This is a genomic window from Leclercia sp. (genome assembly GCF_036780805.1).
Classification (GTDB): Bacteria; Pseudomonadota; Gammaproteobacteria; order Enterobacterales; family Enterobacteriaceae; genus Enterobacter.
Window position 1 is genome coordinate 84,894 of record NZ_DAIQCE010000008.1, and the last position, 13,998, is coordinate 98,891.

At 55.5% G+C, this 13,998-nt stretch carries 15 protein-coding genes and 1 tRNA gene; 5 read left to right on the forward strand and 11 right to left on the reverse strand.

The features are described 5' to 3' along the window. Positions 1–63: 63 nt before the first annotated feature. Together V7Q49_RS17345 and actS are read right to left on the reverse strand one after the other, a co-directional pair. Positions 64–137, reverse strand: a tRNA-Gly gene (locus V7Q49_RS17345). Positions 138–217: 80 nt separating this feature from the next. Continuing rightward, complete coding sequence (actS, locus tag V7Q49_RS17350; RefSeq protein ID WP_333853854.1) at positions 218–955, reverse strand: amidase activator ActS; 738 nt, start codon at positions 953–955, stop codon at positions 218–220. Between the two features lie 164 nt (positions 956–1,119). Here actS and idi point away from each other — a divergent pair, with 164 nt between their 5' ends. Continuing rightward, positions 1,120–1,662 carry an isopentenyl-diphosphate Delta-isomerase gene (idi, locus tag V7Q49_RS17355; protein ID WP_333853856.1) on the forward strand — a complete coding sequence of 181 codons (543 nt, stop codon included), beginning with the start codon at positions 1,120–1,122 and terminating at the stop codon, positions 1,660–1,662. Positions 1,663–1,700: 38 nt separating this feature from the next. Here the strand turns inward: idi and lysS are convergent, their stop codons facing one another. The 5 genes from lysS to xerD form a co-directional block, all read right to left on the reverse strand. Next, positions 1,701–3,218, reverse strand: coding sequence for a lysine--tRNA ligase (lysS, locus tag V7Q49_RS17360; protein WP_333853858.1), 1,518 nt, complete (start codon positions 3,216–3,218; stop codon positions 1,701–1,703). 9 nt (positions 3,219–3,227) lie between these two features. Then, positions 3,228–4,326, reverse strand: a protein-coding gene (gene prfB, locus V7Q49_RS17365) for a peptide chain release factor 2 (protein WP_333853859.1) whose coding sequence is annotated in 2 segments (ribosomal slippage) — positions 3,228–4,250 and positions 4,252–4,326 — 1,098 coding nt in all. Because the reading frame shifts where the segments join, the coding sequence is not laid out codon by codon here. Between the two features lie 91 nt (positions 4,327–4,417). Further along, on the reverse strand, positions 4,418–6,151 hold the full coding sequence (recJ, locus tag V7Q49_RS17370) for a single-stranded-DNA-specific exonuclease RecJ (RefSeq protein ID WP_333853860.1): 1,734 nt from the start codon (positions 6,149–6,151) through the stop codon (positions 4,418–4,420). A gap of 5 nt (positions 6,152–6,156) precedes the next feature. Then, positions 6,157–6,870, reverse strand: coding sequence for a bifunctional protein-disulfide isomerase/oxidoreductase DsbC (gene dsbC / locus V7Q49_RS17375; protein ID WP_333853862.1), 714 nt, complete (start codon positions 6,868–6,870; stop codon positions 6,157–6,159). 21 nt (positions 6,871–6,891) lie between these two features. Continuing rightward, a complete protein-coding gene (gene xerD / locus V7Q49_RS17380) occupies positions 6,892–7,788 on the reverse strand; it encodes a site-specific tyrosine recombinase XerD (RefSeq protein WP_333853864.1) in 897 nt (298 codons plus the stop codon). Between the two features lie 102 nt (positions 7,789–7,890). Between xerD and fldB the strand changes: the two genes are divergently transcribed. Next, entirely contained in the window at positions 7,891–8,412 is a 522-nt protein-coding gene (gene fldB / locus V7Q49_RS17385; RefSeq protein ID WP_333853866.1) for a flavodoxin FldB, read from the forward strand. Between the two features lie 4 nt (positions 8,413–8,416). Here fldB and V7Q49_RS17390 read toward each other — a convergent pair whose 3' ends face one another. Together V7Q49_RS17390 and sdhE are read right to left on the reverse strand one after the other, a co-directional pair. Then, positions 8,417–8,830 carry a protein YgfX gene (locus V7Q49_RS17390; protein ID WP_333853868.1) on the reverse strand — a complete coding sequence of 138 codons (414 nt, stop codon included), beginning with the start codon at positions 8,828–8,830 and terminating at the stop codon, positions 8,417–8,419. Beyond that, positions 8,811–9,077: an FAD assembly factor SdhE gene (gene sdhE / locus V7Q49_RS17395; RefSeq protein ID WP_142487010.1), complete on the reverse strand. Its 267-nt coding sequence runs from the start codon at positions 9,075–9,077 to the stop codon at positions 8,811–8,813. Before sdhE ends, V7Q49_RS17390 begins: the two co-directional genes overlap by 20 nt. A gap of 304 nt (positions 9,078–9,381) precedes the next feature. Between sdhE and ygfZ the strand changes: the two genes are divergently transcribed. After that, a complete protein-coding gene (gene ygfZ, locus V7Q49_RS17400; RefSeq protein WP_333853870.1) occupies positions 9,382–10,362 on the forward strand; it encodes a tRNA-modifying protein YgfZ in 981 nt (326 codons plus the stop codon). A 99-nt stretch (positions 10,363–10,461) separates the two neighbouring features. Here ygfZ and trhA read toward each other — a convergent pair whose 3' ends face one another. Next, positions 10,462–11,112 carry a PAQR family membrane homeostasis protein TrhA gene (gene trhA, locus V7Q49_RS17405; RefSeq protein WP_333853871.1) on the reverse strand — a complete coding sequence of 217 codons (651 nt, stop codon included), beginning with the start codon at positions 11,110–11,112 and terminating at the stop codon, positions 10,462–10,464. A 164-nt stretch (positions 11,113–11,276) separates the two neighbouring features. Further along, a complete protein-coding gene (yqfB, locus tag V7Q49_RS17410) occupies positions 11,277–11,588 on the reverse strand; it encodes a N(4)-acetylcytidine aminohydrolase (protein ID WP_333853872.1) in 312 nt (103 codons plus the stop codon). Between the two features lie 52 nt (positions 11,589–11,640). Between yqfB and V7Q49_RS17415 the strand changes: the two genes are divergently transcribed. Further along, complete coding sequence (locus tag V7Q49_RS17415; RefSeq protein WP_333853973.1) at positions 11,641–12,372, forward strand: MurR/RpiR family transcriptional regulator; 732 nt, start codon at positions 11,641–11,643, stop codon at positions 12,370–12,372. A 114-nt stretch (positions 12,373–12,486) separates the two neighbouring features. Continuing rightward, complete coding sequence (locus V7Q49_RS17420) at positions 12,487–13,920, forward strand: 6-phospho-beta-glucosidase (protein WP_333853874.1); 1,434 nt, start codon at positions 12,487–12,489, stop codon at positions 13,918–13,920. Positions 13,921–13,998: the final 78 nt, after the last annotated feature.

The window sequence follows — 13,998 nt, forward strand, 5'->3', positions numbered from 1 at the left end:
TTGGCGGAAGCCTTGTTATTACTGGGTTTTATTGACTTGAGTAGACGTTAAAAGAAGTGTGTTTGGAGCGGGCGAAGGGAATCGAACCCTCGTATAGAGCTTGGGAAGCTCTCGTTCTACCATTGAACTACGCCCGCTTTGAGGTGCGTAAAGCATTATAGACCTTACGCCTCTTCTGACAAGACTCCTTTGCGCTAACCGGCGATAAAATAACCACTTAGCACTTAGGTTTGCCGCCCTGCGCCGGTAAATAGCGTTGCGGATCGATAGCGGTCGCCTTATAACGAATCTGGAAGTGCAGCTTCACCGAATCTGTGCCAGTGCTGCCCATCGTCGCAATCTTCTGCCCGGCCTTCACGTTTTGTCCGTTATTCACCAGCATGGTGTCGTTATGGGCATACGCGGTGATGTAATCCTCGCCATGCTTAATCATGATCAGGTTACCGTACCCGCGCAGCTGATTACCGACGTAGACCACCTTCCCGGCCCCTGATGCATAGACCGGGGTGCCTCGCGCAGCAGCGATATCAATGCCTTTATTACCGCCTTCGGACAATGAATATGGCACGACGACTTTTCCGCTGGCAGGCCAGACCCAGCAGCGCTGCCCGACAGGCGGCCAGGAGGATTTAGGCACTGCGTAAGAAGGAGTGACCGCGGCGGTTTTACCGCTGCTCTTTGCAGAGGACTTTTTGGACGTGGTGCTGCTGCCGTTAACTCTCAGCTTTTGCCCCACTTCAATGGTGTAAGGCGGCGAAATATTATTCAGGCGCGCCAAATCCTTCACGCTGGTACCGGTGGCACGTGAGATACGGTACAGCGTATCGCCGCGTTTAACGGTATACACAGGACCAGAGTCCGATGACTGATTGCCCGCACATCCCGCCAGCAACAGGGCAAAGATCAGGCAAAACAGAGCAGAAACAGGGTTTTTCGTCGGGCTTCCTGCAAACAAAACAGTTCCTCGGTCAACGTGAATGGCCGCGCTATGATAGCAGCCCGGACTGATTTGGGTCAGCCCTTTTCCGCTCTGCGCGACAAACCGTTCGTATAAGAATGCAGTATAATAATGCCGCGGATGGTGCTGAACCGTCTGGCATGATTGGTACTGGAGCACGAATGAGTATTCAAGAACACGTTATTTTGGTAAATGACCAGGGAAAGGTGATTGGCACTCAGGAAAAATACGCCGCGCACACCTCGCATACCCCACTGCACATGGCCTTCTCCTCCTGGCTCTTTAACGCTAACGGTGAGTGCCTGATTACCCGACGCGCACTGAGCAAAAAAGCCTGGCCCGGCGTCTGGACGAACTCGGTCTGCGGCCATCCGCAGTCTGGCGAAGAAATTGAGCAAGCGATTATCCGTCGCTGCCGTTTTGAAGTGGGGGCTGAAATTGCCAGTATCATCTCCGTCGCGCCTGACTTTCGCTACCGTAAAACCGACCCTTCCGGGATTGTTGAAAACGAGATTTGCCCGGTATTTGCCGCTCGCATCATCAGTGAAATAACAATAAATGATGATGAAGTGATGGACTATCAGTGGGTCGAGCTGGAGGCATTATTCCGCGCGCTGGATGCAACGCCCTGGGCCTTTAGCCCGTGGATGGTCATGGAGGCGAGTACGGCTCGCGAGGCACTTCGAGCCTTCGCGGCGCAATAAAAAAGCCCCTTTCGGGGCTTTTTTTACATCTTTACGGCTTACTTCACCGGACGCATCGCCGGGAAGAGGATCACGTCACGGATGGTGTGGCTGTTGGTGAACAGCATAACCATACGGTCGATACCAATGCCCAGACCCGCCGTTGGTGGCAGGCCGTGTTCCAGCGCGGTCACGTAGTCTTCGTCGAAGAACATCGCTTCGTCGTCGCCTGCGGCTTTCGCATCAACCTGATCCTGGAAGCGCTGCGCCTGATCTTCTGCATCGTTCAGCTCGCTAAAGCCGTTGCCGATTTCGCGGCCACCGATGAAGAATTCAAAGCGGTCAGTGATCTCCGGGTTCTCGTCGTTACGACGCGCCAGCGGAGAAACCTCTGCCGGGTACTCGGTGATGAAAGTCGGCTGAATCAGGTGCGCTTCAGCCACTTCTTCGAAGATCTCGGTCACGATACGGCCCAGACCCCAGCTCTTCTCAACCTTGATACCGATGCTCTCTGCGATCGCTTTCGCAGAGTCGAAGTTATCCAGATCGGCCATCTCGGTTTCTGGACGGTATTTCTTGATCGCTTCACGCATGGTCAGCTTAACGAACGGCTTACCGAAGTCGAAGACCTCTTCGCCGTAAGGCACTTCAGTGGTGCCCAGAATGTCCTGCGCCAGAGTACGGAACAGGGATTCGGTCAGCTCGATCAGATCTTTGTAATCCGCATACGCCATATAGAGTTCCATCATGGTGAACTCTGGGTTATGACGCACGGAGATGCCTTCGTTACGGAAGTTACGGTTGATCTCGAACACGCGATCGAAACCACCCACCACCAGACGCTTCAGGTACAGTTCCGGCGCGATACGCAGGTACATGTCGAGGTCCAGGGCGTTGTGATGGGTGATGAATGGACGCGCAGACGCACCGCCCGGGATCACCTGCATCATTGGGGTTTCTACTTCCATGAAGTCGCGTTTAACCATGAACTGGCGGATACCGGCCATGATCTGGGAGCGAATTTTGAAGGTGTTGCGGGATTCATCGTTAGAGATGAGATCCAGGTAACGCTGGCGGTAGCGCGCTTCCTGATCCTGCAGGCCGTGGAACTTGTCCGGCAGCGGGCGCAGGGCTTTAGTCAGCAGACGCAGCTCGGTGCAGTGAATGGACAGCTCGCCGGTCTTGGTTTTGAACAGCTTGCCTTTAGCACCGAGGATATCGCCCAGGTCCCATTTCTTGAACTGTTCGTTGTAGATGCCTTCTGGCAGATCGTCACGGGAGACGTACAGCTGAATACGGCCGCCAACGTCCTGCAGCGTAATAAAGGAGGCTTTACCCATGATACGACGGGTCATCATGCGGCCTGCAACGGCCACTTCGATGTTCAGCGCTTCCAGCTCTTCGTTCTCTTTCGCGTCGAAGTCAGCGTGCAGTTGGTCTGAGGTGTGGTCACGACGAAAATCGTTCGGGAACGGCACGCCCTGCTCGCGCAGCGCAGCCAGCTTCTCGCGGCGGGTTTTCAGTTCATTGTTAAGATCGACGACCGCGTCAGCGCCCTGTGCTTGTTGTTCAGACATGTTGGTTCCTCATAACCCTGCTTTCAGACTTGCTTCGATAAATTGGTCCAGGCTGCCGTCCAGCACCGCCTGCGTGTTACGGGTTTCGACACCGGTACGCAGGTCTTTGATGCGGGAGTCATCAAGGACGTAAGAACGGATCTGGCTGCCCCAGCCGATGTCAGACTTGTTATCTTCCATCGCCTGCTTCTCAGCATTTTTCTTTTGCATCTCCAGTTCATAAAGCTTCGCTTTCATCTGCTTCATGGCCTGGTCTTTGTTTTTATGCTGGGAACGGTCGTTCTGGCACTGTGTGACCAGCCCGGTCGGCAGGTGCGTAATACGCACCGCGGATTCCGTACGGTTAACGTGCTGACCGCCCGCACCGGAGGCGCGGTAAACGTCGATACGCAGATCCGCCGGGTTGATTTCGATGTCGATATCGTCCTTCACTTCCGGATAGACAAACGCGGAACTGAACGAGGTATGACGACGGCCGCCGGAGTCAAACGGGCTTTTACGCACCAGTCGGTGAACGCCGGTTTCAGTACGCAGCCAGCCGTAAGCATAATCGCCAATGATTTTAACGGTGACAGATTTCAGGCCTGCCACTTCGCCTTCAGACTCTTCGATGATTTCGGTCTTAAAGCCGCGGGCTTCAGCCCAACGCAGGTACATACGGGTGAGCATGCTGGCCCAGTCCTGGGCTTCTGTCCCGCCGGAACCGGCCTGAATATCCAGGTAGCAGTCGGCGCTGTCGTATTCACCGGAGAACATGCGACGGAATTCCAGCTGGGACAGCTTCTCTTCCAGCACGTCGAGCTCTGCCACGGCTTCGTTGAAGGTCTCTTCGTCGTCGGCCTCAACGGCCAGCTCCAGCAGCCCGGACACGTCATCCAGACCCTGCGCCATCTGATCCAGCGTATCGACGATAGCTTCCAGAGAGGAACGCTCTTTACCCAGCGCCTGTGCGCGTTCAGGTTCGTTCCAGACGTCCGGCTGTTCCAGCTCGGCGTTTACTTCTTCGAGACGCTCTTTCTTGGCATCGTAGTCAAAGATACCCCCTAAGAACGTCGGAGCGCTCCGTGAGGTCCTGAATGCGGTTTTTTACCGGATTAATTTCAAACATGGTCTGTTTTCTTTTATGGACTAGTCAAAATGCGGAGATAAGGGCGGAATTGTACCGGATTCACGCCCTGTTTTATAGCGGAATAGTGATGCTAAAGTGGCCAGATATGGTCGATGATGATTTGCAGCGTGCGGTTGCCGCGAAACTCGTTGATATCCAGTTTGTAGGCCAGTTCGACTTCGCGCACGCCGTTGTCCGGCCAGATGGTGGTATCGACGTTAAAGGCGATACCGTCCAGCAGCGGGCCGCCGCCGACCGGTTCCACCATCACTTTCAGATGGCGTTCACCCACCAGCCGCTGTTGCAGCAGACGGAAACGGCCATCGAACAGCGGCTCCGGGAACATCTGCCCCCATGGACCAGCATCACGCAGCATCTGCGCCACTTCCATGGTCATTTCAGCAGGCGTTAACGGACCGTCGGAGACCACTTCGCCCTGCAACAGGGCCGGATCCAGCCACTCGGTGACCAGTTTGCCAAACAGCTGTTGGAATTGCTCGAATTTGGCCTCTTCCAGCGACAGCCCTGCCGCCATCGCATGGCCGCCGAATTTGATCATCAGATCGGGATGGAGGGTATGCAGCCGCTCCAGCGCATCGCGCATATGCAACCCTTGAATGGATCGCCCCGATCCTTTCAGCGTGCCGTCTCCGGCTGGAGCAAAGGCGATCACCGGACGGTGAAAACGCTCTTTGATGCGCGAAGCCAGGATCCCGACCACTCCCTGGTGCCACTCGGGGTGATACATCGCCAGCCCGCCGGGCAGCGTTTCGCCGCTGCGCTCCAGCTTCTCGCACAGGATCAGGGCTTCGGCCTGCATCCCCTGCTCGATCTCTTTGCGGGTCTGGTTCAGGGCATCCAGCTCGTTGGCCAGCACGCGCGCCTCGCCGACGTTGTCGCACAGCAGCAGCGCCACACCCACCGACATATCATCCAGTCGCCCGGCGGCGTTGAGCCTCGGACCAAGGGCAAATCCCAGATCGCTGGCCGCCAGCCGCTGCTGATCCCGGTTGGCGATCTCCAGCAGCGCCTTAATGCCCGGACGGCATTTTCCCGCGCGAATGCGGTTTAAGCCCTGCCAGGTGAGAATGCGGTTATTGGCATCCAGCGGCACCACGTCCGCCACGGTGCCCAGCGCCACCAGATCGAGGAATTCCGCCAGATTCGGCGCGGCAATGCCCTGCGCCTCAAACCAGCCTTTATCCCGCAGCCTGGTACGCAGCGCCAGCATCAGGTAGAAGGCCACGCCCACGCCCGCCAGCGCTTTCGACGGGAAGTCGCAGTCGCGCAGGTTGGGGTTGATGATCGCTTCTGCCGCCGGCAGCGTGTCGCCAGGCAGATGGTGATCGGTGACCAGCACCGGGATCCCAAGATCGTGCGCCCGATCGACACCGGAATGGGACGAGATCCCATTGTCGACGGTGAGGATCATCTGCGCGCCGCGGGCATGGGCCTGATCGACCACTTCCGGGCTCAGGCCGTAGCCATCTTCGAAGCGGTTCGGTACCAGGTAGGAGACGTTATCGCACCCCATCGCCCGCAGGCTGAGCACGCTCAGCGCGGTACTGGTGGCGCCATCGGCATCGAAATCCCCCACCACCATGATGCGGGTTCCTTCACGGAAGGCGTTGTACAGCAGCTCCGTGGCCGTATCGACGCCACTCAGCTGCTGCCAGGGCAGCATGCCTTTTACGCTTCGCTCAAGGTCGTCTGCCGTTTGCACGCCACGGCTGGCGTACAGTCGACGCAACAGAGGCGACAGATCCGCGGGTAACGCGGCGCTGTCGTTCACTTCACGACGACGGAGTTGTATCGAAGATTTCACGCGAATTATTTACCGCCAAACTGTTTCTGATGCGCGTCGAGGAACGCTTTCATCTCTTTCGGCCCCTGATAACCCGGCACCACGTAGCCGTTGCTCAGCACGATGGCTGGCGTACCGGTCACGCCAAACTGCACGCCCAGCGCGTAGTGGTTGGCAATGTCAATATCGCAGGAGGCGGGCTGAATGCCCTTGCCGCTCATGGCATCATCAAAGGCTTTGTTGCGATCTTTCGCACACCAGATGGCCTTCATGTCCTGCTCAGGCTGGCTCTGCACGCCCGCACGCGGGAAGGCGAGATAACGCACGGTAATCCCCAGCGCGTTGTAGTCTTTCATCTCTTCGTGCAGCTTGTGGCAGTAGCCGCAGGTGATGTCGGTGAAGACGGTGATGACATGCTTTTCCTGCGCGGCTTTGTAGACGATCATCTCTTTTTCCAGCGCGTTCAGGTTTTTCATCAGCATCTGGTTAGTGACGTTGACCGGCTGGGCGCCGCTCACATCGTACAGCGGCCCCTGCAGAAAGTGCTTACCGTCTTCGGTGACGTACAGCACGCCGCCGCTGGTCATCACGGTTTTCATCCCGGGGATTGGCGCAGGCTGAATGTCGCTTCCGGTGACGCCGAGCTTCGCCAGAGACTGTTTAATGGCCGCATCGTCAGCATGCGCCAGACCAGATAATGAGGCTGCCAGCAGAGAGAACAGCACTAAAGACTTTTTCATATGGATTCCTGTTACAAGTCATCACGCACGTGGGTGATGCTGTTGGTGTAGCTGCCGCAGGCGTTCCGTCGCGACATGCGTGTAGATTTGCGTCGTTGAAAGGTCACTGTGCCCAAGCAGCATCTGGACCACGCGCAGGTCGGCGCCGTGATTCAGAAGATGGGTCGCAAAAGCGTGACGCAGAACGTGCGGCGAAAGTTTTTCACTGTCGATACCTGCCAGTGTGGCGTAATGTTTGATGCGATGCCAGAAGGTTTGACGCGTCATCTGCTGCGCACGCTGGCTCGGAAACAGCACATCAATGGAGACCCCGTTGAGCAACCAAGGACGTCCATGCTGAAGATAGTTCTCCAGCCAGTACACCGCCTCTTCACCCAGCGGTACCAGACGCTCTTTGTTGCCTTTACCGATCACCCGTACCACGCCCTGACGCAGGCTGATATCACTCATCGTCAGACCGACCAGCTCAGAGACGCGCAGTCCCGTCGCGTACAAGACCTCAAGCATCGCTTTATCGCGTAACTCCAGCGGTTGGTCAACCACCGGCGACTGTAATAATCTCTCAACTTGTGCTTCGCTGAGATCCTTCGGCAGACGCTGCGGCAGCTTTGGCGACGCCAGCGCGGCGCTGGGATCGTCAGCGCGTAATTTCTCACGGTACAGATGCTGAAACAGACGCCGCATGGCGCTCAGCAACCGTGCGGAGCTGGTGGCTTTGTAGCCCCCCTCCATGCGCTCGGCCAGCAGCGTCTGTAGATCGCCGCTTTGGGCCGTGGCAAGCGAGAGGTCATGATGGTGCAACCAGGCCACCAGCATCGCCAGATCGCGTCGGTAAGCGCTGAGGGTATTTTCGGCAAGATTCTTCTCCAGCCACAGCGCATCGAGAAACTGCTCGATGAGTGCGAGATCCTTTTCCACGTCAGCCTCTTTCATTCTGCAATGGGGTGCATTATGCCTGAATGCGGGTTGTTTCTGGTACACTACTCGCAAAGTCATAGCAAGTATTGAGACATTTTAGCGATGAATATTGGTCTGTTTTATGGTTCCAGCACCTGCTACACCGAGATGGCCGCAGAGAAAATTCGCGACATTATCGGTCCGGAACTGGTCACCCTGCATAATCTCAAAGACGACGCCCCGACGATGATGGAGCAGTACGACGTGCTGATCCTGGGTATCCCGACCTGGGATTTTGGTGAGCTGCAGGAAGACTGGGAAGCCATCTGGGATAGTCTGGATGGCCTGCAGCTGGAAGGTAAAATTATCGCGCTGTACGGCATGGGCGATCAGTTGGGCTACGGCGAGTGGTTCCTCGACGCGCTGGGAATGCTGCACGACAAGCTGGCGCCGAAAGGGGTGACCTTCATCGGTTACTGGCCGACCGAAGGCTATGAGTTTACCAGTAAGAAACCGATCATTGCCGACGGCCAGCTGTTTGTCGGGCTGGCCCTTGATGAGACGAATCAATACGATCTGAGCGAAGAGCGCCTGCAGAACTGGTGCGAGCAGATCCTCGGCGAAATGGCGGAGCAGTTTAGTTAACCCGCTACCGCCCCTGCGTCGGTTGCTGCGAAAGCATCCGGCGCAAATCCCGCCACTCCCCTTCGTCCATACTGTCTGCCGCCAGCCACAAATGCTGGCAGCGTTGTCCGGTGGCCTTGCGTAAGCGAAGCATCATCCCGGCATTTAACATCCACGGCGTGCCGACGATCTCCCACTCGCTGCCCTGCCAGTGCAGGCGGGAATCCATAAACAGTTTGATTTCGCCCTGACGGGAATTAATGCGCCGTTGGCTGCGCACGCTGTCGAACACCACCAGCGACAGTAAGATGAGCCATAATGGGGTGTAGCTCAGCGGCCACGGCATCAGCAGAATGCAGGCCGCAACCAGGCCGTGGAGCAAAAGCGACATCCACTGCGAGCGCCACGAGACGCGTAAATCAGATTGCCACAGGACCACGTTCCCGATTCCGTGTTTGAATTAAAAGCACCATCCGTTGCAGTTCGGCGTCGGCAGGTTCGCCGTGATTCATCAACCAGTTAAATAAATCAGGATCGTCGTTCTCCAGCAGGCGGATGAACAGCTGTTTGTCTTCATCGCTCAGAGTGTCGTATTCGTATTCGAAGAACGGCATGATGGAGATATCGAGTTCGCGCATGCCGCGACGGCATGCCCAATGAATGCGGGCTTTGTTAGTAATGTCCATGTGCATTTTCCTGCATAACGTTGAGTTCAGGCAGTGTTCCGTTCGTATCGGCGGAGATTGATAATCTACCGGGAAGAAACGGCTCTTAGTGTAACGTGTTTTTTGCTGTTTCATTACTGGAATATTACGTTCCTGACGCGCTCTTTCAGAAAAAACCACAACAAAAACGGGCGTTCATCCGTTTTGCGTCGCGTTACGCACAACAGCGCGAGGGCACGAATAGCCTGTTGAAACCGCTTGCATTGGCTACAGTCTCTTTTACCATTAGGCATCAACAAAGCGTTATGCAATTCAGGACATCATTATGGCATTTACACCCTTTTCTCCGCGCCAGCCTGTCGCCTCTGCGCGTCTGCCGCTGACGCTTATGACTCTTGATGACTGGGCGCTGGCAACGCTGGTCGGCGTGGACAGCGAAAAGTACCTGCAGGGCCAGGTGACCGCTGATGTCAGTCAAATGACCGAACACCAGCACCTGCTGGCCGCGCACTGCGATCCAAAAGGCAAAATGTGGAGCAACCTGCGTCTCTTCCGTCGTCAGGACGGTTTTGCTCTGATCGAACGCCGCAGCCTGCGCGACGCGCAGCTCGCCGAGCTGAAAAAATATGCGGTGTTCTCAAAAGTGACCATCGCCGCCGATGACGAGCTGGTGCTGTTGGGCGTCGCTGGATTCCAGGCGCGTGCGGCGTTAAAGAACCTGTTCAGCGAACTGCCTGATGCCGAAAAGCAGGTCACTAGCGACGGCGCCACCTCGCTGCTGTGGTTTGAACACCCGGCGGAACGCTTCCTGCTGGTAACCGATGTCGCCACCGCAGAGCGCGTCACCCAGGCCCTGCGTGGCGAAGCCCAGCTGAATAACAGCCAGCAGTGGCTGTCGCTGAACATTGAAGCGGGCATTCCGGTTATCGACGCGGCCAACAGCGGGCAGTTTATCCCTCAGGCAACCAACCTGCAGGCGCTCGGCGGGATCAGCTTTAAAAAAGGCTGCTATACCGGCCAGGAGATGGTGGCGCGCGCGAAGTTCCGCGGTGCCAATAAGCGTGCGCTATGGTATCTGGCGGGCCAGGCCAGCCGCGTACCGGAAGCCGGTGAAGATCTGGAGCTGAAAATGGGTGAGAACTGGCGCCGGACCGGCACCGTGCTCGCCGCCGTTCAGCTCGATGATGGCCGTCTGCTGGTGCAGGCCATTATGAACAATGACATGGAGCCCGACAGCGTGTTCCGCGTGCGTGAAGATGCAAATACCCTGAGCATCGAGCCGCTGCCGTATTCGCTGGAAGAGTGAATAAAAGCAAAACGGTAACCCCTGGGTTACCGTTTTTGATGTTTGCTCCCTCTCCCCGTGGGAGAGGGTTGGGGTGAGGGCATCAGGCCGCACATCACCTTAAACGTACAAATAAATCGCCAGGAAATGGCACAGGCTGCCGCCCAGCACAAACCCGTGCCAGATCGCGTGGTTATAGGGGATGCGCTTGCAGACGTAAAAAATCACCCCCAGCGAATAGACAATCCCGCCCACCGCCAGCAACGTTACCCCACCTGCCGCCAGTTTTACCGCCAGCTGATAGACAACAATCAGCGACAGCCAGCCCATGGTCAGATAGGTCACCAGCGACAGCACCTTAAAGCGGTGCGCGATGGTCAATTTAAACAGGATCCCCAGCAGCGCCAGGCTCCAGATAACAATCATTAGTCCGCGTGCCAGCGGCGAATCCAGCCCCACCAGCAAAAACGGCGTGTAGGTTCCGGCAATCAGCAAATAGATGGCACAGTGGTCGAATTTTTTCAGCCAGATTTTGGCCCGCTGATGCGGAATGGCATGGTAAAGGGTGGACGCCAGGAACAGCAGAATCATGCTTCCGCCATACAGGCTGTAACTGGTGATCGCCAGCGCGCTGGCGTTGGTGTCAACGGCCTGAACCAGCAGCAGTACCAGCCCGACGATGCCAAACACCAGGCCGACTCCGTGACTAATACTGTTGGCTATTTCCTCAGCCAGCGAATATCCCTGTGCGGTTAATGGTTTGCTAACCATAGAGAACTCCGGGAAAACATAAGTGAATACTGCATCGCTGACTATGCTAACTGAGAATGATTCCAGTGAACACCTGTTAGCTAAAATAAATATCGCATGAATATTTATTCAATAAAATCATAGTGTTGCATGATATTTTCAGCTAACGGGTGTTCAGATTAAAATCAAAAGCATTTAAAATCAATGACATAAAACTGAGTCTGATTTGGGTAGATCTCCGCGATGACCTGCTTAAGTTTCCCCAGGGTCATGTTCTCCTGCTGAGCATGTTTTTCGGTCAGCGTTTCCAGTGTCACGGTTGAGGTCCCCGTCACCTCAATGGTGCAAAAGTAACCGTCGTCTTCATAACGCCCTACCCGCAGAACATCGCCCGTTTTAAAGTGCGCCTCGCTCTCATCACGGATAGTGATGGTCTTACGCCCAGCCAGAATGTCATCCTGAAAGCGCTGAAAAAAAGTCATGTCGTTTGGCTGCATGGTATTATTCCCTGAAGATGAAGTCTGATGAGTGAGTTTAGTTACTGTGAGCATGTTCTCCCATTCCGCCATTGCCAGTCTCAATAATCTGGAGATGATGGTTTACAACACCGTCATCAAAAACCGCGATCGGGTGATGTACATGACCATCCGCGAACTGGCGGATGCGGCAGGGGTTTCCACTACCACCGTGCTGCGCTTTTGCCGCAAACTCAACTGTGATGGCTATTCTGAATTCCGCGTCCGTTTTAAATTATATCTCGAACAAAACGAACCACAGCAGGCCAATTTTGGCGCCAGTGAGATTATCAGTTTTTTCAAAAGCGTAAACAACGACGAATTTGATTCGCTATTAAATAATGCCGTGGATATTATCTTATCGTCGGAGCGTATTATATTTGTCGGGGCAGGCACCTCGGGATCGCTGGCGAAATATGGCGCACGTTTCTTTTCCAATATTGGTAAATTCAGCAACCACATCGACGACCCTTATTTCCCGGTCACCAACGATATGGCGAAAAATGCGTTGGCGATAGTCCTCTCGGTCTCGGGCGAAACGGAGGAGATCCTGCGCTTCGCCAGCCAGTTCAGCCTTCATCACTGCAAGGTGCTCTCCATCACCAGCCACGAACATTCGCGGCTGGCAAAACTGGCGGACTTTAATCTCTCATGGCATGTACCACAAACCCGCATCGCGGGCGTCTATGATATTACGACGCAAATTCCGGTGATCTATATTCTTGAATCGCTGGGGCGTAAACTGGCGAAGAAATTAACGGAATAAAACACCCTGTTTTTTAGAGGTAACATATTACAATTTCTGCGAATTGTTATATCGTGACTTTTCATTCCCCTTTGTTAGACTCAAAAACAATAGCAATAAATGAGATTAGCAAAGATGAAAAAACTCACCTTACCAAAAGACTTTTTATGGGGCGGCGCGGTTGCGGCGCATCAGGTTGAAGGCGGCTGGAACAAAGGCGGCAAAGGCCCGAGCATTTGTGACGTGCTGACCGGCGGCGCACACGGCGTGCCGCGTGAAATCACCCAGGAAGTGGTCGATGGCAAATACTACCCGAACCATGAAGCCATCGACTTCCACGGCCACTATAAAGAAGACATCAAACTGTTTGCCGAGATGGGCTTCAAATGCTTCCGTACCTCCATCGCCTGGACCCGTATCTTCCCGAAAGGTGACGAAACCCAGCCGAACGAAGAGGGATTGAAGTTCTACGATGACATGTTCGATGAGCTGCTGAAGTACAACATCGAGCCGGTGATTACACTCTCCCACTTCGAAATGCCGCTGCACCTGGTGCAGGAATACGGCGGCTGGACCAACCGTAAGGTAGTCGACTTCTTCGTGAACTTCGCTGAAGTGGTGTTTGAGCGCTACAAGAGCAAGGTCAAATACTGGATGACCTTCAACGAGATCAACAACCAGCGCAACTGGCGCGCGCCGCTGTTCGGCTACTGTTGCTCCGGCGTGGTTTATACCGAGCATCAAAACCCGGAAGAGACCATGTACCAGGTGCTGCATCACCAGTTCGTGGCCAGCGCCCTGGCGGTGAAAGCCGCACGTCGTATCAACCCGGAAATGAAAGTCGGCTGCATGCTGGCGATGGTGGCGCTGTATCCATTCTCCTGCAAACCAGAAGATGTGATGTTTGCCCAGGAATCGATGCGTGAACGCTATATCTTTACCGACGTGCAGCTGCGGGGTTACTACCCGTCTTACGTCCTGAACGAGTGGGAGCGCCGCGGTTTCACCATCCATATGGAAGCGGGCGACGAGCAGATCCTGCGTGAAGGCACCTGTGACTATCTGGGCTTCAGCTACTACATGACTAACGCGGTGAAAGCGGAAGGCGGTACTGGCGATGCGATCTCCGGCTTTGAAGGCAGCGTCCCGAACCCGCACGTGAAGGCGTCAGACTGGGGCTGGCAGATCGATCCGGTGGGCCTGCGCTACGCCCTGTGCGAGCTGTACGAGCGCTATCAGAAGCCGCTGTTTATCGTGGAAAACGGCTTCGGCGCTTACGATAAAGTGGAAGCGGACGGCAGCATCAACGATGACTACCGTATCGACTACCTGCGCGCCCACGTTGAAGAGATGATCAAAGCGGTCACGTATGATGGCGTGGATCTGATGGGCTATACCCCGTGGGGCTGCATCGACTGCGTGTCGTTCACCACCGGCCAGTACAGCAAACGCTACGGCTTTATCTACGTGAACAAGCACGACGACGGCACCGGCGACATGTCCCGTTCGCGCAAGAAGAGCTTTGAGTGGTACAAAGATGTGATTGCCAGCAACGGCGAGACGCTTTAACTCCGTAATGCCGGGCGGCGCTACGCTTGCACCGGCCTACGATTGATCCCCTCTCCCCTTTGGGGAGAGGGTTAGGGT

Coding starts and splice junctions, on each gene's coding strand:
- idi (WP_333853856.1), top strand. CDS start 1,120: ATGAGTATTCAAGAACACGTTATTTTGGTAAATGACCAGGGAAAGGTG.
- lysS (WP_333853858.1), bottom strand. CDS start 3,218: ATGTCTGAACAACAAGCACAGGGCGCTGACGCGGTCGTCGATCTTAAC.
- dsbC (WP_333853862.1), bottom strand. CDS start 6,870: ATGAAAAAGTCTTTAGTGCTGTTCTCTCTGCTGGCAGCCTCATTATCT.
- fldB (WP_333853866.1), top strand. CDS start 7,891: ATGAATATTGGTCTGTTTTATGGTTCCAGCACCTGCTACACCGAGATG.
- sdhE (WP_142487010.1), bottom strand. CDS start 9,077: ATGGACATTACTAACAAAGCCCGCATTCATTGGGCATGCCGTCGCGGC.
- ygfZ (WP_333853870.1), top strand. CDS start 9,382: ATGGCATTTACACCCTTTTCTCCGCGCCAGCCTGTCGCCTCTGCGCGT.
- trhA (WP_333853871.1), bottom strand. CDS start 11,112: ATGGTTAGCAAACCATTAACCGCACAGGGATATTCGCTGGCTGAGGAA.
- yqfB (WP_333853872.1), bottom strand. CDS start 11,588: ATGCAGCCAAACGACATGACTTTTTTTCAGCGCTTTCAGGATGACATT.
- V7Q49_RS17415 (WP_333853973.1), top strand. CDS start 11,641: ATGTTCTCCCATTCCGCCATTGCCAGTCTCAATAATCTGGAGATGATG.
- V7Q49_RS17420 (WP_333853874.1), top strand. CDS start 12,487: ATGAAAAAACTCACCTTACCAAAAGACTTTTTATGGGGCGGCGCGGTT.